The 20,045-nt window shown below is 68.5% G+C and carries 15 protein-coding genes and 1 pseudogene; 10 read left to right on the forward strand and 6 right to left on the reverse strand.

Annotated elements, in window-relative coordinates; genetic code table 11:
• Nucleotides 1-59: 59 nt before the first annotated feature.
• On the reverse strand, nucleotides 60-245 hold the full coding sequence (locus ABZ624_RS39170; RefSeq protein ID WP_360099742.1) for a hypothetical protein: 186 nt from the start codon (nucleotides 243-245) through the stop codon (nucleotides 60-62).
• A 388-nt stretch (nucleotides 246-633) separates the two neighbouring features.
• Here ABZ624_RS39170 and ABZ624_RS39175 point away from each other — a divergent pair, with 388 nt between their 5' ends.
• From ABZ624_RS39175 to ABZ624_RS39215, 9 genes and pseudogenes are all read left to right on the forward strand, one after another.
• Nucleotides 634-930 carry a hypothetical protein gene (locus tag ABZ624_RS39175; protein WP_360099744.1) on the forward strand — a complete coding sequence of 99 codons (297 nt, stop codon included), beginning with the start codon at nucleotides 634-636 and terminating at the stop codon, nucleotides 928-930.
• A gap of 490 nt (nucleotides 931-1,420) precedes the next feature.
• A complete protein-coding gene (locus ABZ624_RS39180) occupies nucleotides 1,421-3,037 on the forward strand; it encodes an amino acid adenylation domain-containing protein (RefSeq protein ID WP_360099746.1) in 1,617 nt (538 codons plus the stop codon).
• Nucleotides 3,021-4,421 carry a citrate/2-methylcitrate synthase gene (locus ABZ624_RS39185; protein WP_360099748.1) on the forward strand — a complete coding sequence of 467 codons (1,401 nt, stop codon included), beginning with the start codon at nucleotides 3,021-3,023 and terminating at the stop codon, nucleotides 4,419-4,421. The genes ABZ624_RS39180 and ABZ624_RS39185 overlap by 17 nt, the downstream gene beginning before the upstream one ends.
• Nucleotides 4,418-6,973, forward strand: coding sequence for an aconitate hydratase AcnA (gene acnA / locus ABZ624_RS39190; protein ID WP_360099750.1), 2,556 nt, complete (start codon nucleotides 4,418-4,420; stop codon nucleotides 6,971-6,973). Before ABZ624_RS39185 ends, acnA begins: the two co-directional genes overlap by 4 nt.
• Complete coding sequence (locus tag ABZ624_RS39195) at nucleotides 6,970-8,436, forward strand: DUF6025 family protein (RefSeq protein WP_360099752.1); 1,467 nt, start codon at nucleotides 6,970-6,972, stop codon at nucleotides 8,434-8,436. The genes acnA and ABZ624_RS39195 overlap by 4 nt, the downstream gene beginning before the upstream one ends.
• A gap of 13 nt (nucleotides 8,437-8,449) precedes the next feature.
• Nucleotides 8,450-9,625: a hypothetical protein gene (locus tag ABZ624_RS39200; RefSeq protein ID WP_360099754.1), complete on the forward strand. Its 1,176-nt coding sequence runs from the start codon at nucleotides 8,450-8,452 to the stop codon at nucleotides 9,623-9,625.
• Complete coding sequence (locus ABZ624_RS39205; protein ID WP_360099756.1) at nucleotides 9,612-10,928, forward strand: MFS transporter; 1,317 nt, start codon at nucleotides 9,612-9,614, stop codon at nucleotides 10,926-10,928. Before ABZ624_RS39200 ends, ABZ624_RS39205 begins: the two co-directional genes overlap by 14 nt.
• A 37-nt stretch (nucleotides 10,929-10,965) precedes the next feature.
• Complete coding sequence (locus ABZ624_RS39210; protein ID WP_360099758.1) at nucleotides 10,966-11,967, forward strand: GNAT family N-acetyltransferase; 1,002 nt, start codon at nucleotides 10,966-10,968, stop codon at nucleotides 11,965-11,967.
• Between the two features lie 114 nt (nucleotides 11,968-12,081).
• Nucleotides 12,082-12,192, forward strand: a pseudogene (locus ABZ624_RS39215) (DUF6192 family protein); the annotation flags it as partial.
• Nucleotides 12,193-12,709: 517 nt separating this feature from the next.
• Here ABZ624_RS39215 and ABZ624_RS39220 read toward each other — a convergent pair.
• The 5 genes from ABZ624_RS39220 to ABZ624_RS39240 form a co-directional block, all read right to left on the reverse strand.
• On the reverse strand, nucleotides 12,710-12,964 hold the full coding sequence (locus tag ABZ624_RS39220; protein ID WP_360099760.1) for a hypothetical protein: 255 nt from the start codon (nucleotides 12,962-12,964) through the stop codon (nucleotides 12,710-12,712).
• A 145-nt stretch (nucleotides 12,965-13,109) separates the two neighbouring features.
• Nucleotides 13,110-13,667 carry an HAD domain-containing protein gene (locus ABZ624_RS39225; protein ID WP_360099762.1) on the reverse strand — a complete coding sequence of 186 codons (558 nt, stop codon included), beginning with the start codon at nucleotides 13,665-13,667 and terminating at the stop codon, nucleotides 13,110-13,112.
• Nucleotides 13,668-13,773: 106 nt separating this feature from the next.
• On the reverse strand, nucleotides 13,774-16,137 hold the full coding sequence (locus ABZ624_RS39230) for a site-specific integrase (RefSeq protein ID WP_360099764.1): 2,364 nt from the start codon (nucleotides 16,135-16,137) through the stop codon (nucleotides 13,774-13,776).
• Between the two features lie 5 nt (nucleotides 16,138-16,142).
• Entirely contained in the window at nucleotides 16,143-17,399 is a 1,257-nt protein-coding gene (locus ABZ624_RS39235) for a tyrosine-type recombinase/integrase (protein WP_360099766.1), read from the reverse strand.
• 159 nt (nucleotides 17,400-17,558) lie between these two features.
• Nucleotides 17,559-19,196, reverse strand: a complete 1,638-nt coding sequence (locus ABZ624_RS39240) for a site-specific integrase (RefSeq protein ID WP_360099768.1) — start codon at nucleotides 19,194-19,196, stop codon at nucleotides 17,559-17,561.
• A 650-nt stretch (nucleotides 19,197-19,846) separates the two neighbouring features.
• On the opposite strand from ABZ624_RS39240, the gene ABZ624_RS39245 reads away from it, so the two are divergent.
• Nucleotides 19,847-20,045 (forward strand): hypothetical protein (locus tag ABZ624_RS39245; RefSeq protein ID WP_360099770.1); only part of this gene is annotated, 199 nt, incomplete at its 3' end.

Below are 20,045 nucleotides of genomic sequence, written 5' to 3' on the forward strand. Positions count from 1 at the left end.
AGGGATCGGGCTTATCGGACGCACCGCAGGGTACGTGAGTCATGCACCTGCCCGCAGACTCAGCAGTGGAACCCTGCTCCTCCTGTCTGCGAGGCAGGTGCGTATCGGGCGTGCATCTGGTTCGGCCGGGTGGCCAGGCCACGCAGTTCGGCCCTGGCGACCATGTCCACAGACAACACGCCCTCCATCTCGACCGCGGTAATGCCGACGGCCCGCAGCCAGGGCACGGCTGCGGGCTCGGACACGGCGGCTCGGTCGGCAGCAGCCGCACCGAATACTTCGATGAGTGCCAATTCGCACTGCCGGGACAGGCTTGCCCACCCCGAGCGGCAGAGCTTGCCCCGGCTCAGGGGGCGGCTTGCCCACGAGTGATCCGCCCTCAGCCGACGGCCGGTGGCGGCGGCATCTCTTTTTGTTTCATGCCATGGACCGAGGGTGCGCAACAACACCCCGACCCGGAAACCTGTTGCGTGGTCGGTGCCCCACAGCGTCGTGGGGGCGCCGGCACTCCCCATCCCATGGCAGTCAAGGTCGTATCCACCAACGTAAAGAGCAGGAGACCCAACCGTGAACGTACGTAGGAACCTTGCAGCCGCTGTCGTTGCGACTGCGGTAGGCCTCGGCGGAGCCGTCATGGCCACTCCCGCCCAGGCCGGCACCAACGGCCAGCAGGTCGCCGTTTCCACCTGGCACTCGGACAAGGCTCGGGTCTGCGGCTACAACCAGAACGACACATACGCCTGCACCCCCTGGTTCAGCACGCCCGGCAGCGGCTGGTACGGCGTGGCCGGGTACTGGTTCAAAGGCGATGTCTTCATCACCGGCGTGAACGCGGTCACCGGCGCCGCGCGCCATGTCACTTGCAACATTCCCAAGTCGCAGTCCGGCGACTGGACCTTGTGCGACGGACGCAGGCACAGGGATCTTTAGGCGTCGTTCCTCGGGCGTGGTCGGTCGTTGAGCCGTGCATGAGCCCTGTGAGAGCCGCTGTACGGCCTGCTCACGCCGTTTCGCCTCGCCTGGACCTCCCTCCGGCCGTGGCGTTGCTTGTCGGGCCGCGGAGCCACGGCCATCTGTTCCTTCGACCGGTGGGAAAGTACGGCCGCCGACCTCGTCGTAGCTGGTGACGATGTTGGCGGCGCTGTCCGTCCGGTGCGATGCCGGGGAGCGGGGTGCGCCCCGACGGGGGAGGGGCCCACCCCGCGTGGTCGGGGTATGCCGGGTATCTACCTCTTGTGGGCTGCGACTGTGGAAGTGTTGTATGGCTTCGACCTGATTCAGGGGCGTTCGACATTCCCCAGACAGCCAAGGCGATTTGCCGGACTATTTCGCTCCGTTTCACCCGGCCGGGCTGGACAGCAGGCCCATCGCCCCGTGAATGGACACCGCGCGACTTCATGCCCACGGAAAGGGGCGACATGTGGCGACGCCACCTACAATTCACTACCCGCGCTCTCTGCATTCCGGCTTTCTGAAACACGAGGCGACCCATCCGGACTTCGTAGCCCTGAGCGTCGGTGGCCGGGAATACACCTACGCCGAAGTCGGCGAGACCGCGCGCCGATGGGCTGGCGCGCTGCGGGAAGCGGAAGGCGGCCGGCCGTCTCGCGTGGCCGTGCTCGGCTACCGCAGCCACACCTCGTACACGGCTGTGCTCGCCGCGCTCTTAGCCGGCGCCGCGTTCGTGCCGCTCAATCCGCGTTTCCCGGTCGCTCGCAACCGGGCGATGCTGGAGCGGGCACAGGTCGACGCCTTGATCGTGGACGCGGCGGACGCGGCCGCGCTGCCCGGGCTGCTCGATGGTCTCGCGCGCGATCCCGCTGTCCTGTTACCCGACACCGAGACGCTGAGCCTGCCGGAGCACAGCGTCCGGCCGGTTCTGCTGCGTCCCGATCTGGAGCGTTTCGCGCCGACTGACGAGCTCCCTCGGACTGATCCGTGCGACATGGCGTACCTGCTGTTCACCTCGGGCAGCACCGGAGTACCCAAGGGGGTGCCGATCTCGCACGGCAACGTGCGCGCGTTCTTGGACGTGAACCAGGATCGCTACCGCCTGACCGCTTCGGACCGGCTCACCCAGACCTTCGACCAGACCTTCGACCTGTCCGTCTTCGACCTCTTCATGGCCTGGGACAACGGTGCGCGGGTGTGCGCGATCGAGCCGATCGAGCTGCTCTCGCCCTACGACTTCCTCGGGCGCAACAGGGTGACGGTCTGGTTCAGTGTCCCGTCGGCGGCGGCGGTGCTCCTGAAGCGCGGGTCGCTGCGGCCGGGCCGGATGCCGACGCTGCGCTGGAGCCTGTTCTGCGGGGAGGCGCTGCCACAGCGCATTGCGGAGGCATGGCAGGCCGCGGCGCCGAGCTCGATCGTGGAGAACCTCTACGGACCGACCGAGCTGACCATCGCCTGCAGCGCGTACCGGTGGGATCCCGCGAGCAGCCCGCAGGAGTGTCACAACGACCTCGTGCCGATCGGCCGACCGTACCCCGGGATGATCCCGCTCATTGTCGACGAGCGGCTGGAGTCGGTCGCCGCCGGCGAGTCCGGCGAGCTGTGCCTGGCCGGCCCGCAGCGCTTCGCCGGATACTGGCGGGCGCCGGAGCTGACCGCCGAGCGCTGCCTCGAACGGGACGGCCTCACCTACTACCGGACCGGTGACATGGTCCGGGCTGTCCGCGCCGCCGACGGTCCCGATGCCGACCTGCTCTTCCTCGGCCGCAACGACCAGCAAGTGAAAGTGGGCGGCTACCGGATCGAGCTCGGCGAGGTCGAGGCCGCGCTGCGCAGCGCGGGCAGCGTGGAGGCCGTCTGCCTTGTGCACCCGGAGCGGGAGGAGATCGTCGCCTTCGTCTCCGGCGGCCGCACCCAGGAGCTGCTCGCGTCGGTCAGCGGAAGGCTGCCAGCGTACATGATTCCCCGGTCCATCCATGCGCTCGAAGACATGCCCCGCAGCAGCAGCGGCAAGATCGACCGCAACGCCCTGCGCCGGTCCCTGATCTCCTCAAGCGAAGGATGCCGTGTTGTCCACGCTCGATGAAGTCATCGCACGCGTCCTGAACATCCCCGTCGAGGACGTCGACGACGAACTCGGATACCAGTCCGTCCGGCAATGGGATTCGCTCGGCCACGTCACGCTCATGGTGGCGCTGGAGAACGAGTTCGGCTGGGACGTGACAGACGAGACGATGCTCGAACTGCGCAGCGTCGCCGCGCTGCGTAGCTACGCCGCAGAGGTGTCCGGATCCGCTCAGACTACGCAGCCACGGCCGCCACAGTCGGAACCCGCACCCGTGCCGGTCACGGTGCATCGGGGCCTCGAGGGGATCGTGTTCGACCGCAGCGCTGTCACCTACATCGGCGGCGCCGAGGGAGTGCTCGAATACCGCGGATACTCTATCCACGACCTGGCGGCCCGCTCCCGCTTCGAAGAGGTCGCACATCTGCTGATCCGCGGGCGGCTGCCCGACCACGAGAACCTGCGCGCCTTCGAGAAGGAACTCGCATCGCAGCGCAGGCTGCCCGACCGTGTCCTCGAACTCGTCTACGCGCTGCGTGACGCCAAGCCCGTCGACGCGCTGCGCACCTGCGTCTCGGCACTGGGCGCCTTCGAGTCAGAGCCATCGGACCAGGACGAGTCCTTCGAGGCCGCCCGGAACACCGGAACGAGGCTCCTGGCCCAGGTGCCGACGCTGATCGCGGCGCACCATGCAGCGCGCAGCGGCCGGGACGCGGTCGAACCACCGGAGGGCGGCTCGCACGCTGAGGCGTTCCTCACCATGCTGCTCGGCGAAAGCCCCAGCCCCGCGACGGTGGAGTTCATCAACCGCAGCCTGATCGTGCACGCCGATCACAGCGCCAACGCCTCCGCCTTCTCCGCGCGGATCTCCGTCAGTTGCCGGGCCGGCATGACCGCCGCCATCACCTCCGCGATCGCCGCGTTCTCCGGCTCAGTCCATGGTGGTGCCGCGGAGCGCGTCCTGGACCAGATCGATGCGGTCGGGAGGCCCGAGCACGCCGCGGAGCACGTGCGCCGACTGCGTGCGCTCAACCAGCCCGTCATGGGCTTCGGCCACCGCGTCTACCGCACCGAGGACCCGCGGGTGCGCCATCTGCGGGCAAGCGTCGAGGAACTCAGCCGGGAACACGAGGACTTCCTCGGACTGCGCGTGGCCGACGCGATCTCCGCGGAGATGAGCCACTACACACGGCTCGGCGTGGCGCCGAACGTCGACCTGTACGCGGGGCTGGCCTACCGGCTGATCGGTCTGCCGAAGGATCTGGCGGTGCCGATGTTCGTCGCCGGCCGCACCGCCGGCTGGGTCGCCCAAGCCCTGGAACAGCATGAGAACAACGTGCTCATCAGGCCCCTGCTCGAGTACACCGGCCCGCACGGGCTGCCGTACCCGAAGGCGGTCTCGTGATCACCAGGATCCCCCTCGCCGGCCGTCCGACAGAGCTCTACTCACTGCCCGGATTCGCCGAGGCGGAGGGCTTCGACCTCGACGCCGTGCCCTACAGTGGCAAAATCCTGATGGAGTCGCTGCTGCGGCACGCGGAGCCCGGCACGGCGGCAGCCCTCGGCCGGGCCTGGGCCCGCGGCGAGGACGCCGAGGCCGAGATGGCCTTCCGGCCGGTGCGCGTGGTGATGCAGGACTACACGGCGGTGCCGCTGCTGGTCGACGTCGCAGCGCTGCGCGACCGGGTCACGCCGCCCAGCCGGGTCGACTTCGCCGTCCCGGTGCACGTCGTCGTCGACCACTCCGTCCGCGCCGACGTCACCGGGCGGCCGGACGCCGCGCTGCTCAACGAGGCGGCGGCAGTCCGGCGCGGGGCGGAGCGCTACGGGTTCCTGAAGTGGGCGTCTCAGGCATTCCAAGGGCTGAAGGTCGTGCCGCCCGGCAGGGGCATCGTCCATCAGGTCAACCTGGAGCGGCTGGCCACCGTGGTCAGTGTCGGCCCGGACGGTGTCGCGTTCCCCGACACTCTCGTAGGTACCGACAGCCACACCACAATGGCCAACGGCCTCGGCATCCTGGGATGGGGCGTGGGCGGCCTTGAGGCCGAATCCGTGATCATGGGGCTGCCGCAGACGATGAGGGTGCCGCGCATCGTCGGGGTCCGGCTGGGCGGCCGCGTGCGCGCCGGGGTCTCGGCGGCGGACATCGCGCTCACCCTGACCCAGCGGCTTCGAGCGAGCGACGTGGGCGGCGCAATCGCCGAGTTCAGCGGACCGGCGCTCGACACCCTGACCGCTCCGGACCGGTGCACGATCGCGAACATGGCCCCCGAGTACGGTGCGACCGCCGCGTACTTCCCGGTCGACGGGAACACACTGGAATACCTGCGCGCGACCGGGCGCAGCGACGAGGCGATCCAACGGGTGGCCGACTACTGCGCCCACCAGCGGCTGCTGCGTACGACGGAGCCTGTCTTCCGCCGAGTCATCGAATTCGACCTCTCCGAGGTTCGGCCCTGCCTCGCCGGGCCGAACCGCCCGGACGAGCGCATCGCCCTCGGCGAGCTGCCGAAGTCCTTCAGCCAACTGCGACAGACGATACGCCGGGGTGCGAACGGGCTGCGGGACGGCGACGTGGTCATCGCCTCCCTCACTTCGTGTACGAACACTTCGAACCCGCGCTCGATGCTGGCGGCCGGACTGCTCGCGCGAAACGCGGTCGAACGAGGCTTGCGCGTGCCAGGACACGTCAAGACCAGCCTGTCGCCGGGCTCACGGGCGGTCACGGCGTATCTGGAGGCGGCCGGGCTGCTCACCGACCTCGAAGCGCTCGGTTTCCATGTGGCCGGCTACGGCTGCATGACCTGCAACGGCGGCAGCGGCAAGCTCGCGCCGGACATCGCCGCGGACATCGACGAAGCGGGACTCGAGGTGTGCGCGGTGCTCAGCGGCAACCGCAACTTTGCCAACCGCGTGCATCCGCAAGTGCGGGCCGGCTATCTCGCCTCGCCCGCGCTCGTCGTCGCGCTGGCCTTGGCCGGTAACGCGCGCGCCGATCTCGAGGTTGATCCGCTCGGCATGGGAAGCCACGGCCAGCCGGTCCTGCTGCACGAGATCTGGCCGAGCGACGAGGAGATCGCGGCCTTCGCATCGGCCCACATCAGCTCGGAGATCTTCACGGCGCCGCTCGAGGCCACGGAGGACTGGCAGAGGATCGAAACGCCCGCGGGGGAGCGGTACCCGTGGAACGCGCGGTCGACCTACCTCAGGCCGCCGCCCTACCTGGACGGACGTTTGCTCACCGATCTCGACGGCGCGCGCGTGCTCGTCGCCCTCGGCGACGACGTCAGCACCGACCATATTTCGCCGGTCAGCCCGATACCGCCTGAATCGCCCGCAGGCCGGTGGCTCCGCGAGCGGGGCGTCGAAGAACTCGATTCGTACGGGTCCCGCCGCGGCAACCACGAAGTCATGGCCCGCGGCGCCTTCGCCAATCCGCGGCTGCGAAACCACTTGCTGGCCGAGGGCGATGGCCGCGGTGAGACGCTCCACCTTCCCTCCGGCGAACGCGTACCGATCCACGAGGCGGCACGACGCTACCGCGAGAACGGCACCCCGCTCATCGTGCTCGCCGGACGCAACTACGGAACCGGCTCCTCCCGCGACTGGGCGGCGAAGGGCCCATGGCTGCTCGGCGTACGCGCGGTCCTCGCCCAGAGCTTCGAGCGCATACACCGGGTCAACCTGTGTGCCATGGGCATCCTGCCGCTGCTGCTTCCCGACGGCCGTTCCTGGGCCGAGCTCGGCCTGACCGGCCATGAGGAGTTCGCCCTGCACGGACTCAACCGACTGCGCGAGACGGGTGCCGTCGAGGTGCACGCCGGTGGCGGCCTCACCCTGACCGCGCGGGCCGACGTGCACTCGGAGGGCGAGTGGACGGTCCTGCTCGCCGGCGGCTCGCTGCCTCACCTGCTCAACCTTCTGAACCACCCCATCGGAACGGAGCTGTCCGCATGACCCCGCACAACGACATCGGCCTGGGTCGCGCGATCGCCGAGGCGATCGGAGACGGAGCTGGCGGCGCCGAACTGCGGTCGGCGATCGCCGGCCTGGAGTCGGGCAGGCGGATACTCGACTGGGCCCATCTCGGCAAGTGCGACATCGTGCTCGCAGACCTGGTCTCCATCATCCGGTCCGCAGGGGATCACGCTCCACCGCGCACCGGCCACCTCGGCGATTGGACCGACATCAGCCTCGGCCGTTCTGGTCTGCTCGACTACAACACCACGATCTGTTCCGAGTTCGGCGTCGGCTCCCCACTGCTGTTCGACACCACCAGCACGGAGACCGAGGCGATGGATCAGGGCGACACCATCTACCTGCCGGGCTCCACCGTGCAGGACGGCAAGGCGAGCCAGCTGCCACTGCTGGTAAGGGACTCCGCCGGCCTGCACAGCGCTTCGCGCACGCGCAGCTGGTTCAGCCCGTTCGTGCTGACCGACACGGACGGGCGGGTCGAGTTGCTCAGCGATCTGCACCGCCGCCGCAACACCGGGCTCAAGATGCCCCTGGACTACGTCTCCCGTCGGCTGTTTGCAGAGGGTGACCGTCTTCGTACGCTGATGACGACCGACCTGGAGGCCGCCCGCCGGGACGCCAAGCGGCGCAACACGCTTACCTCCTCACTCTTCGCGGGACTCGTGGGAACCGACGGCGCACCCCGTGAGGGGGGAGTGCGGTGCACCAAGTCCGGCTATGCGATCGGCGACGGACGTGAGGGCGCGGGGGAGGTCAGCCTGCCCGAGCTGGTCGAGCTGACCCTGCTGCCGTTCAGCACTCTCAACGACCCGCAGGCGCGGCAGCGGCACGTCACGGGCGAGGGGTTCCGCGAACAGGTGGTCCCCGTGCTGTCCAACATGTTCCTGACCATTCTCATGGTCCAGGCCAGGGTGCACGCGGCCCCCGGCTCCACTCCGGCGGGCTTCGACGAACACCTGCACTGGGGCGCGATCGGCATGGCCGGCTTCCCGCCGCGGAAGAAGGGCTACTTCGAGGGCAGCGAATACCCCCGGCGGACCCGGCCCTTCTTCGAGCACGCACACGACGTCGGCCAGGCACTGCCGGCCCTGTTCCTGGTCGCCCCCGCGGTGCTGTTCGCGCTGCTGCCCCGCCGGCCGAACCTGGTCGACGTCGAACTCGTCGACGACCTGTGCCGCACGGTGCGCGTGGCGGCCGGGGGCGAGAGCAACATCTTCCGTCAGGCCGAACTCATCGAGCGGACCGTGGAGCAGTGGTACGAGACACGCGGTGAGCAACTGTCCGCGTTCTACCGCGGACAGTTCAACGGCAGGCGCAGCCTCACCGGAGGGCCTGAGGCGCCGGCAGATCCCCGCGTCGTCGTCGGTGACGAGTTCGCGCGGCTCACCTGCCGACAGGCATCTCTGATCGTCGGCGCGCTCAACCGGCTCAACCAGGTCTGAGAGGGATCCAGCGATGACTGTCACATCCCGGAACAACGGCCCCGCGCAGCCGGCCACCACCCGGCCCGGCGAGCTCGCGATCGGCCTCGTCGAGGAACTGGGCCTGCGGCCGATCATCCATGCGGGCGGTACCAAGACCACGATGGGCGGCACCAGGATCGACGTCGAGGTACGCAATGCCATGTGGTCCGCATGCGATGTGTTCGTTCCGGTGGCCGAGCTCGCCAAGGCCACAGGAACCTACATTGCACAGATCACCGGAGCCGAGGCGGGCACTGTCACCAGCGGCGCAGCGGGCGCCTGCGTGCTGTCCATGGCCGCCTGCATGACGGGCACCGACAAGGCCCGCATCGCCCGGCTCCCCGACACCACCGGCATGCCCGACGAGCTCATCATCATGCGCACCCACGTCGGCCGCTACACGCATCTGTACCGCCGTGCGGGTGCGAGGATCATTGAAGTCGGCACGATGAACGAGTGTCACGGCTGGGAGATCTTCTCCGCCGTCACCGAGCGCACCGCGGCGATCGCGTGGCTGGAGGGCCCGGGGATCCGCCAGGTCGGCCCGGGCCTGCGCGAGGTGTGCCGCGAGGCACGGCGGCTCGGCGTGCCCGTCATCGCCGACATCGCGGCCATGCTGCCGCCGCGCGCCAACCTCCGCCGCTACGTGGAGGAGGGCGCCGACCTGGTGACGGTGAGCGGGGGCAAGGTGATCGGCGGACCGCAGAACACGGGGCTGCTCTACGGGCGGGCCGATCTGATCGCCGCGGCCGTCGCCAACAACAGCCCGCAGCAGGGCATCGGACGGCCGTTCAAGGTTTCGAAGGAGGACATGATCGGGCTGTACGTCGCACTGCGGCGCTTCGTCTCCCGGGACGAGTCGGCGCAGCTGGAGCGTTGGCGTCGGATGCTCGAGCCGATGGCGGCGAGCCTGCGCGGCAGCTACCCGGGCCGCGTGGAGATCCGGCACGACGAGCATCTGTTCCATGTTCCCATGCTCGTCATCGAGGACGTGGCGACACACTGTGGGCGCAGCGCCTCGGCGGTCTCCGCCGAGCTGCTCGCCGGCGAGCCGCGCGTCTTCGTTCCCGGCGACGACAGCCGCGACCACCTCACCGTGAACCCGGTGAGCCTGCTCGCGGAGGAATTGCCCATAGTCGCAGCCCGCCTCGCCGATGTCCTCGGCTGAGCGGGACGGGATGCGCGGGCCCGGGCCCGTCGCCCGGCTCAGGCGTGCCACGTCGGCCTCCAGGCCCGGCGTGCGCCCGCTCGCCGTGAGCGCGCTGATCGGGTCGACCGGATCGGGAGCCTTCCTCACCGGTGCGGCCCTGTTCTTCACCCGTGTCGTCGGGCTCACCGCGGCGCAGGCCGGGTTCGCACTCTCGCTCTCGACCCTCGTCGGGCTGGGCACGATGATGCCGGTGGGGCGGCTGTCCGACCGCTACGGCCCCATCCCCACCTTCATGGTGCTCAACCTGCTGCGAGGAATCGGGTACCTCTCGTACCTGCTCGTGCACGGGTTCGGCCCGTTCCTCATCGCCGCGAGCCTGCTGGCGGTCGTCGACCGGGCGGCGCCGCCCGTGAACCAGGCGGTGGCCGGGCAGGTCTTCGCCGGGGTCGAGCGGACCAGGGCGCTGGCCCTCATCCAGAGCGTCCGCAACATCGGCTACTCGCTGGGCGTCGGCCTGGCCGGCCTGGCCGTCGCCATCGGTACTCCGGACGCGTTGCGCGCGCTCGTGGCCGCAAACGGGATGTCGTTCCTGCTCACCGTTCCGCTCCAGGCTCGGCTGCGCCGCCTGGTCGCTCCGGCCTCCGGCGACGCGGGCCGCGCCTCCGCGCGGCCTCGAGAGCTCCGGCGCACCCCGTGGCGCACTCCGTCATACGTCGCGATCATGGCGTCCAACACAGTGCTGCTGCTGAACATGGTGGTCACGAGCTTGCTGCTGCCGCTGTGGATCGTCGGCGAGACGCACACGCCGCGCTGGACGGTAGCCGTGTGCCTCGGCGCGAACATGGTCATCACCGCGATCGGTCAGATCGGCGTGGCGGCGCGGGTGACGCGGTATGCCGCGGCGGCCAAGGGCCTGCGCTGGGCGGGAGTGCTGCTGCTCGCGGGCTGCGTCCTGATGGCGGTCGCAAGCAGGGGTACGAATACGGCGGTGACCGTCGCGGTGCTGCTGGCCGGAGTTGCGGCCGTCAGCCTGGCCGAGATGGTGCAGACCGCCGCGAGCTGGACCGTGACGTTCGGGATCTGCGGGGACGAGGACCAGGGTGCCTCGCTCGCCTTCTTCGGGCTCGGTATGACGGCGAAGGACGTGCTCGGCCCCATGCTCCTGCTCGGCCTCGTGCTGCGCGCGGGCATACCGGGCTGGCTCGCCCTCGGTGCCTGTTTCACCGTGGCCGGAGTGGTGGCCGAAGCGGCGTCGATCCGGGCCGGGAAATCGGTGCGGCGACCGAGTGACGCTGAGCACGAAGCCGCTCCGGCGACCTGACGGCCGGCGAGACCGACGGAACCTAGGAGTGCAGCGAATGGATCTGCTGATCTCGGGCGACCCCCGGTTCGACAGGCACCTCGCGCGACTGTGGGAACGTGATCCCCTGCAGTACCCGCGCTACTCACGCCGCGAACTCGAGGCGGCCCGGCTGTACGCCGCCCGGTCCTCCTTCGAGGACCGCTCAGCGCTCGTTCTGCTCGGCGGCGAACCCGTCGCGGGCATCCTGCTCACCGTCGAGACCGTCGCCGACGGCGGCACGGTGCTGTCCGCGTACGGTCGTCCCATCCACTTCCTGCACGCCGCTGAGCGCGACGCTGCGGAAGTAGCGAACGCGTGCAGGCTACTAAACCGTCACTTCACGCAGGTGTACGAGGAATCTGCAGCCGACTCCTACGCGTACCGCGACCACCTCGCAGGTGGTGTGCTCTCGCCGTTCGCACAGTGGCTGCTCCGGGAGGCCCACGGCCGCCCGGAGCAGCGGTTCGCGCAGATACTCGATCTGAGCCGATCGGTCGCGCAACTGTTGGAGGGATCGAGCAAGTCCAACCGGCGCTACTACCGCAAGGCCGCCGCCATGCTGAAGATGGAGGTCATCGAGGGCGAGGCGGCTACGGACGAGCACATCGAGGCGTTCCGCAGCATGCACACCGCCTTCCGCGGACGGCAGGTGCGTTCGGCGGCGGCATGGCACGCGATCCTCGAGGCCGTGCGTGCCGGCGAGGGCTTCTTCGTGTTCGGATTCGCCGGCGGCACCCTCGCGGCCTGCGACTACTTCGCGGGCACCGGCCGCACCTGCTATTCGGCCATCGGCGCCCTGGCCCCCGGGGTCGCGGAGCGCCACTGGGGCCACGCCACGGTATGGCGCGGTGTCTTCCACGCCCGCCAACTCGGCTGTGTGTACTTCGACGTCGGCGAGCGCCTGTACGCCGGCATGCGCCCCGCGCCGTCTGACAAGTACCTGGCGATCAGCGACTTCAAGGCGGGCTTCGGCGGCGCAGTCGTTCCCCGCCTCGACATACGCGCCGGCGCGGCCTGATCCGCCGCAGGAGATGCCATTCGTACCAGCCCGACCGGCTGCACCCACATACGTGGCCGGCGCGGGCGGCGGCTCTGCGCGGGTCTGGCAGCGCTGCGCACGGCTGAGTTGCTTCACGCGTTCGTCGCCGCAGCCGGCCGCACCGTCCCGGGCCTGTGGGATCGGCAGCTGTCGGAGGACGAGGCCACGATCGTGCACCAGAACGTCGTGAAGGTGCGGGTGACGTTCTCTGAACTAAGGCTCAGAAGATCGACTTCTCGCTTTGCGCGATGCCCACGGCAGTCTCGAGGTCTAGGTTGTAGAAGTACTCCCCGATGTTGACCACGTCGGGGAGCCCTCGCAGCCGACTGAGCGTTTTTTCTTCCCAGCGCCGAGCTGTGGGGTAGGGACGCGAGACCCAGGCATCGAACAGGAACGCGCGGTGGGCGAGGGCGTTTTTTCGTGGGTTTGGACTCGTCGCAGGACATGCTGCGTTCGACCAGGCTTGACGAAGGAGACTGGCCCCACGAAGGAGAGAATGTAGAGCCGGTCTCCAGGAGCATCCAGCGGCGAACCGAGGTCATGCAGTTTCTGCCAGGCGGCTCGGGTGACGAGGTGGTAGTCCTCGTGATCTATGGCTGGCATCGCCTCATGGCAGGGGATGTGTGCTTTCCGGATGCGTTCCTGCGCGGCAACGAAGTCGCCGCGAGCGTCTGTCGTCATAACGCACAATCTTGCCGAATGCCACTGACATTGAGGTGAGTTACCCATCTGGGGGCCCGATGGGAGATCGGCCCACGGGTCGGGTGAACGTCGGCATGCCGAGGTTGACCGCGGCGGATCGGCGGGCTGCTTCGGCATCGAGTTGGGCCAGCTTGTCCTGGGCACCGGCAAGGCTGACCTGCAAACCTTCCACCTCGCCCAGCCAGCCTTCCCGCTCGGCCTCAGCGATCCGGGCGATGAGGTTGTCACGGATCTCGACGAGCCGTGAGCGTTGATTCGGGTCCGGCCTGAGCATCGAGCACCGGATGCAGGCTTAACCGAACTGATCTTGAAGCAGTTCTCAGGAACGTCGAGCGCCGGTCCACTCACAGAAGGTGATGAAGAGTCTTGTGAAGTTCGAGGTCTTCGGCGTGTCGCGGTCGGGCTGACTTGGGCAAGGTTCAAGACGCGCCGAGCGACGTGGGTGCCTGGTGAGTCCTGCGCAACCAGTCGTCGAGGGTGACGAAGTCCGATTCGGTGAGGCCCAGGCGGGGGTCAACGCGATGGAGCAGAGCATCTCCTGGATGGTGCGCGGATACCCAGGCGCGATCGGTGTCGGTGATCTCGTCGTCGACCCATGTGAATGAGCGTCCGCCAGCCCAGTCGACGAGGGCGCGGGTCTTCCAGTGCAGTCCGTCTCGCTCGTCCTGCTCTTCTTGGTCGAACGACTCCGGCCAAATCACCACCGCCAACTGCGGCAGGCCGATCCGCGGAGCTATGTGTTCATTCGCATCCGCCATCCATGTCGTGGCCCAAACCAGATCACACGGCAGCGCCGCCAACCGGGGCCCGTGCGCCGGATTGATCCTGGCCAGCAACGGATTCGCGCTGGCCCCCTGCGGTTCTGGGACCGGATAGGTCGGATAGCCGTTTGGGTACTGCTGCGGCGTCGCTCCGAAGGGAATAAGGGGTCCGTCGACATCGAGGAAGAGCAGTGGAGGCTGTGCAGAACCGGTCACCTCCGCACGATAGCGGCTCGACCTGATCGTCCCGAGTCGATAAGCAGGTTCGCCAAGCGGCAGCGGCCGGCCCTTCGCGAGCCGAAGAGCGGGTTCCCGTCGGAGATCAGTCCATGAACTCGGCGCTGCTTCGCCCGGCATCGCGGCGAAAGGCGGGCATGCCGAGATGAACGGTGGAGGGCTGCGCTGCACGGTCGCGCATTTCCTCCAGCTTCTGCGCGGCGGCGGCCATGGTGGTCTCGATGGCGGCGACCTCGCCGAGCCAGCCCTGGTCCTTGGCCTCCTGTAGGCGGTCGATGAGGTTGGCGTGGATCTCCTGAAGACGAGGCATCTGGGCCGGGTCCACGAGAAGTAGGGGACATCTGACACAGGCGTTCTCATGCTGGCACGGGGTCGCGTAGTCGCGGCCACAGGTTCCCAGGGCGACCTTGCGGAGCTCGAAGTGGGCCAGGAACTCGTCCCACTCGGTGACGGTGAGCTCGCGGTACTCCTCGCTGGGCCGCTCGGTTCTGCGGCGGGCGATGAAGGCCCGATGATGAGAGATCACGTCCTCCGAATAGATCGCGGCATAGCCCATGGTCGTGTCCAAAGCGGCGTGGCCGCAGATCTTCGCGGCGATATGCGGGGGCAGCCCAGAGCGGATGGCGTCGGTCACGAAGATCCTTCTGAAGTCATGGGGGCGCCATTCGAGCGGATTGCCAGCCACAGTGATCTGGGCGGACTGCGAGGTCGCGACCAGGCACTCGCGGATGTAGCTACGGGTCAGCGGCCGGTCCTCGGTGCCGTACCTGCGTTGGAACAGGAACGGCATGGGCGGGCTCCAGGTCTGCTCGAACACGTCGTAGGCCGACACCAGAGGCAGAGCGGCGTGCCCGGCCCGAACCCGGAAGATGACCGCCGTCAGAACCTCCGCCAGTTCCGGGGAGACCAGCAGCAGGCGCTCGGCATCGGTCTTGGAGGGTGCGACCTGCAGCATCGGCACCACCTCGCCGGTGGTGGGCAGCGTGTAGGCGATGAAGCTGTGGTGGGTGAGCTCCAGCATCTCCTCGATCCGGATGCCGGTGTGCCGCAGCACTTCCACCGTCGCCCAGGACCAGAATCCCGCTTCCTCCTGGTGGGTGAGGTTCCGCCGCCTGCCGGTGGTCCCCTCGGTGGCGTAGACGCGATTGGCCTGCCCGGATCGGCAGCGCTCGAACTCCTGCCCGGCGACAAGGAACCGCTTTCCGGCTGGCGTCGCGCGAGCCGCGGTGATTCGGTTCTCGGCGTCCTTGCGCTGCTGGTCGACGGCGCGAAGCAACGCGGCCAGCAGTGGCAGTTGGGTCCTGGTCCGCTGGTCCATCCGGGACTTGACGCCGGACCTGGACTTCTTCGTCGCGCACTCGCTCGCTTTGATGGGACACGGTGCCGCCCAGCGGGCGATGTCCTGGTAGAACGCCCGGACGAACACCAGCTCGCTGCGGAAGTTCACCCGCGGCCGCACCGGATGACCGTCGACGTCACGAATGTAGGCCAGGCGTTCTTTCCACGCCTGCGCGACCTCTGGTGCCAGTCGCAGCGAGTCGATGCCGGGATGGTGGATCTCCAGGTCTCGCCAGAACAAGCGGCACAGGTTGCGGGCGATGGAACGCAGCGAGACGTGGTCCAACTCGGGAGCCCGCTCGGTGAGGTACTCGACCAGCAGATTACGGACGGCCCGGCATTCGATGCCGTACCCGTCGACGATCTGCTCGACGCTGCGACGGCCTTCGATGCGAAGCGCCCGCAGTCGCCACGGCGCGCTGGCCGGGAGCACTCCGGTCTCCTTGAGCAGGGCGTAGAACAACGGCCGGCCCGCACTGCCCCGGAAGTGGTGTTCCTCCAGCGAAGCCGTCAGCTCGATGCAGTCGCCGACGGTGATGTCCCTGACCAGGCCGCCCTTGCGGATCACGATCCAGGTCAGTTTGTTCAGGGCGTCGGACCTGGCCGCGATTGTCGCGTGCTGAGCCGACTGTTCGAGCTGCCGGAAGGCGTCGGGCTCGCTGGCGGCCCGAGCCTCGGCGAGCATCACCGTCAGGCGTTGCCGAAGCAGCCATGGGTAGCTGGGGCGGATCGCCTGCCCAGCGACCAAGAGCACCAATCCCGTGGCCAGCTCATCGCGCTGGTGGCGCTTGATTGCGCCGCGTCCAGCCAGGGGCAAATCGGTCCACTCGGAGCCGGCGGCGTCCGCCCCGCTGGCCATCCAGCGGTCCTGCCAGGTCTCTCCAGGCTGGCCTTCGAGCCAGTCCAGCAGCTTGCTCAGACCCCGCCGACGGGTCTTGTCGCGGATGAGGCCCGCCGTGGGATCGGTGAACAATCCCAGCAGGCGTTCGACCAGGCCCTCCCGGCTCTGACGGGTCTGCCACCAGCTCGCCTCGCAGGCTCGCGGCTCCCACTCCAGCGACTTGTCCTCCTCCGGCGACTCGACGGCCTTGGCGACGTCGGCTTGCACCATCGGATTCACCGGCAGTCCCCGTTGGCCGTCGATGTGCCGAACAGCGCTGCCAGCACTTCGGGACGGTAGCCGGGCGCCGGCGGGGCCGGTGGCTTGGCCTGCTCGGTGCGCTGCCGCTCATGGTGGGCCAGGACACGGGCGACGACCTCGTCGGGAGTGGGAGCGATATAGATCTCCGTGGTGCTGATGTGGGCATGCCCCAGAACCCACTGCACGTCGGCGAGGGTCAGACTCGGATCGCGGACCATCCTCTTGGCTGCGCTGTGCCGCAGGTCATGCAGGGTCCAGTTCGCGCCGAGAAGCTGGTTGGCGCGGGTGAAGACCATCCGGGCCGCGTCGTACTCCAGTGGGCGAAAGGGCCGGCGAAGCGTCCACCACAGCGGCTCCGTCGGGCCCTTGGGGGCCATGCCACGGAGCTCCTGCTGGTAGAGCCGCAACCACACGAAGGCGTCCGCGGAGGCAGGAAGGTGCTGGAGGATCTGGCTGCCCTTGCGCACGACGCCGATCGTCTGGTCCTCGGGCGCGATCAGGCCCTGCTCGACGCCGAGCAGCTCAGAGGCACGGGCGCCGGTAGAGATGTAGAACGCGATCAGGGCCCTGTCCCGGTTGTACTTCAATGCGGCGAACAGGTCGTTGAACGCCTGGTCCGGAATGATCCGCGGGGTCGGCTTGGGCTCCTTGGGTTGATACGTGCCCCGGCGGGCGGGGCGCCGGAACGGCTGCATTGGGTTGTGATGCGCATTCGGAGTTCTCTCCTCGGCGGCACCGCCCTGAGGGAATGGGTTGATCAGCGGTCTGCCGTGCGTCTCGCGGTGGTACTCGTAGAACGATCGGATCACCGCGCGAGCGTGCCGCCTGGTCCGAGCGGCGTAGTTCTCGCCGGGCGCGGCCTTCCCCGTGATCGGGTTCACCGAGCCCGGTGCGGGCGCGTCAGAACGGCGCTGCCGCGGAGGCTTCTTCGTGGTCTTCAGCCACAGTGCGAAGTCGCGGGCCTCGACCCGGCTCGCTAGATACCAGGGCACATCCACGGCGTGTAAGAACCGGACCCACGCCAACAGCTCATAGGCGTAGGCCCTCAGCGATGCCGGACTCGCGTCGTCGGCGAGCATGTGGTGCAGAAACTCACTGACCGCCGCCACCTCGGTGCCATCGGAGTCCAGGAGCCGGAACGGCCGCAGCGGGGCACCGCTCTTCTCCACGCGGCCGACCTGCTCCACCCTCAGGGCCGCCACGTCCCGGACCGTCGTGCTGTCCTCTGGCATTCGTACCTCCGCTGGCCTGCGTACTCGACGACACGCGATGAAAGCAGGTCCGCCCCACCACACGCAGTGACCAAAGAGGTCCAGCCGGAGCCAGAAGCCCCTTGCAGTTACGGCCCGTTGATCTCGGGCGAGGCCCAGAATTCGTCACAGTTAGTTCGGTCAACGGGACGTGCTCGTGGACGCACTTCGTGCCAAGGCCCGAGCACATGTACCGACGGAGAGCTTGCGCTTCTCGAAGCGGGCCAGGAAGGCGTCCCATTCCTCGCTGGTAGGGGTGCGGTATTCCTCGCTCGGCCGCAGGGCTCGGCGGCGTGCGATGAACGCCCGGTGCGCTTCGAGCGCCTCCGCCGGATAGACGGCCTTGTAGTTCATCGTGGTGGTGATGGTCTTGTGGCCGCAGATCACCTGAGCGATGTGCGGCGGCAGCCCGCTCATGACGGCGTCGGTGACGAAGATCCTGCGGAAGTCGTGCGGCTGGTAGCGCAACGGCTGACCGGTCGCGTCGGTCAGGCCGGAGGCCAGTAGGGCCTCGTCCAGTGCCTTGCGGATCGTGGACACGGACACCGGCCGGTTCTGTCCACCCCATCGCCACTGGAACAGCAACGGAAACGGCGGGTTCCAAACGCGTTCGTTGGGGTCGTAGGCACGGACCAGAGGAATCGCGCCCGAGGCATCCCGTACTCGGCAGACCATCGCGCTGAGCATGTCGGCGAGCTCTGGACTCACCAGCAGGAGCTGCTCCTCGTCGGTCTTCGACGGGGCGATCTGTAGGAGCGGAACGACCTCGCCGGTGGTCGGAAGCCTGTACTGGGTGATGCTGTGATGGCTCGTCTCCAGCATCTCCTCGATGCGGACCCCTGTGTGACGGAGGAATTCCACGGTCGCCCAGGCCCAGAAGGCCCGCTGCTCGGCCGGACCGAAGCAGTGCCGGCGGCCGTCCGTGTCGTAGGCGGTGGCCGACGCTGCGTGGTCGGTGTAGCGGGTCCCCTTGACTTTGGTGTAGGTCTCGCCGAGGACGGTGAACGTGGTGCCCGGTGCCGCCGCGCGGACGGCGGCGAGCCGGGCCTGAGCATTCTTGAGCTGGTCGGCTGCGGTCTTGACCAGGGTGGGAAGGACCGGAAGTCGCTCTCGGGTGCGTTGGTCCATGCGGGCCCTGCGCCGGGTGATGTGTTTCCGGTGGGAGATCTCTGCTTCCTTGATCGGACACGGGGCGACCCACGGGCCCCAGAGGCCCGGATCTTCCAGAGCCCACTGAGCCAGGTCCAGGTAGAAGGCCCGGACGGTGGTGAGCAGAGCGAACGCGTTCGTCCGCGGACTGGTGACCTCGACGGTGGAGCCGTCGGGCAGGCGCCGGACGGAAGTCTTGGTGCGGCAGCGTGCCTTCCAGGCGGCGACGACCTCGGGGGCCAGGCGGAGAGAGTCGATGCCGGGGTGGTGCTTCTCTAGGTTCGCCCAGAAGTGCAGGGCCAGGGTGCGAGAAAGATCCTCCAGGGAGTTGTAGTCGAGCGATGGCTGCCGCTCGGTGAGGTAGTCGACGATCAGGTCCCGGACGGGGCGGCAATTCAGCTGGTACCGGTCCACGAGTTCGGTGACGCTCACCTGACCGGCGTGTCGGCTGACGTCGCGCAAGGTGGTGGGTGCCTCGGCGGGGAAGTTCCCCAGGTCCCTGAGCCAGCTGTAGAACAGCGACCGGCCCGAACCGGCGTGCACGTAGACGTGGGCCTCGGTCTCCCCCAACTCCAGGCAGTCGCCCACGGTGATGTCGCGGACCCCGCCGCCCTTGGCCACCACCAGCATGGCGATCTGGTAGCGCGCATGGAACCCGAGGTTCGCCGACCACAGGTGCGGCGCTCAGCGCACGGACGAGGCCGCCAGTCGATGTCGCCGACGGCGAGGACGTCGGAGAGGGCGACGTGGACGGTGAAGTCGGCGCCGCGCCGCGGGCCGCTGCGGCCGGCCCGGCTCTGCAGCCGGTCGAAGGCCACGCCGGAGCCGTCGTCGAGGACAGCGACGAGCTCGCCGTCGAGGACGGATTCGGCGCCTCGGCCTGCGTCGGCGTCTGGGGCCGCTCGGGCCCTGGCGAGGTCGGCCGGGGTGCCCAGGCGGTCGGCCTTCCAGCGGGGGTGGCCGCGCTTGCCGGTGGGCGGCGGCTCGCTCCCGTACAGCACAGCGTTGGAGGCCAGGCGGGTAGTGAACGTTGCTCCAGGGGCCGCCAAGCACCGCGGCGTGTGCGGCAAGTGCGGGGCGAGCTGGCGCCGCAGAACCGTAGATCCGCACGATCTCGGCCAGGTCGATGGGTGGATAGGGCGATTTGGCGGCGTGTGGGGATCCGGGGCGGGTGTCAGGTCGGTGGCCCTCCCGTCACGGAAGGTGCGCTCGAGATGAGGTACCTGACGTACCAAGGCTTCCTATACGTCGCTGCTCCGTTGGCTCCTACGGCTCTCCATGTGTCTGATCACCAGGTTGGCGAAAGCAACCAGAAGTGTTGTCAACAGCGCTGGAAGCCAGGGGTGCTCGACGTGCAGCCCGGGGGTGAAGGTTTCTACGAGCAGGAGGCTTTTCAATTTGGCCACCGATCGGGTGACGAGGCCGGTCGAGTAACGGGCGAGGCCCTCGGACTGTTGAGCGAGATGTCTGAAGTCTCAA

This window comes from Streptomyces sp. NPDC007205 (genome assembly GCF_040634095.1).
Lineage (GTDB): Bacteria > Actinomycetota > Actinomycetes > Streptomycetales > Streptomycetaceae > Streptomyces.

What these genes read in the sequence shown, in the direction of transcription:
- ABZ624_RS39175 (WP_360099744.1), top strand. Translation starts at nt 634, where the DNA reads ATGGCCACTCCCGCCCAGGCCGGCACCAACGGCCAGCAGGTCGCCGTT.
- ABZ624_RS39195 (WP_360099752.1), top strand. Translation starts at nt 6,970, where the DNA reads ATGACCCCGCACAACGACATCGGCCTGGGTCGCGCGATCGCCGAGGCG.
- ABZ624_RS39200 (WP_360099754.1), top strand. Translation starts at nt 8,450, where the DNA reads ATGACTGTCACATCCCGGAACAACGGCCCCGCGCAGCCGGCCACCACC.
- ABZ624_RS39205 (WP_360099756.1), top strand. Translation starts at nt 9,612, where the DNA reads ATGTCCTCGGCTGAGCGGGACGGGATGCGCGGGCCCGGGCCCGTCGCC.
- ABZ624_RS39210 (WP_360099758.1), top strand. Translation starts at nt 10,966, where the DNA reads ATGGATCTGCTGATCTCGGGCGACCCCCGGTTCGACAGGCACCTCGCG.
- ABZ624_RS39220 (WP_360099760.1), bottom strand. Translation starts at nt 12,964, where the DNA reads ATGCTCAGGCCGGACCCGAATCAACGCTCACGGCTCGTCGAGATCCGT.
- ABZ624_RS39230 (WP_360099764.1), bottom strand. Translation starts at nt 16,137, where the DNA reads ATGGTGCAAGCCGACGTCGCCAAGGCCGTCGAGTCGCCGGAGGAGGAC.
- ABZ624_RS39235 (WP_360099766.1), bottom strand. Translation starts at nt 17,399, where the DNA reads ATGCCAGAGGACAGCACGACGGTCCGGGACGTGGCGGCCCTGAGGGTG.
- ABZ624_RS39240 (WP_360099768.1), bottom strand. Translation starts at nt 19,196, where the DNA reads ATGCTGGTGGTGGCCAAGGGCGGCGGGGTCCGCGACATCACCGTGGGC.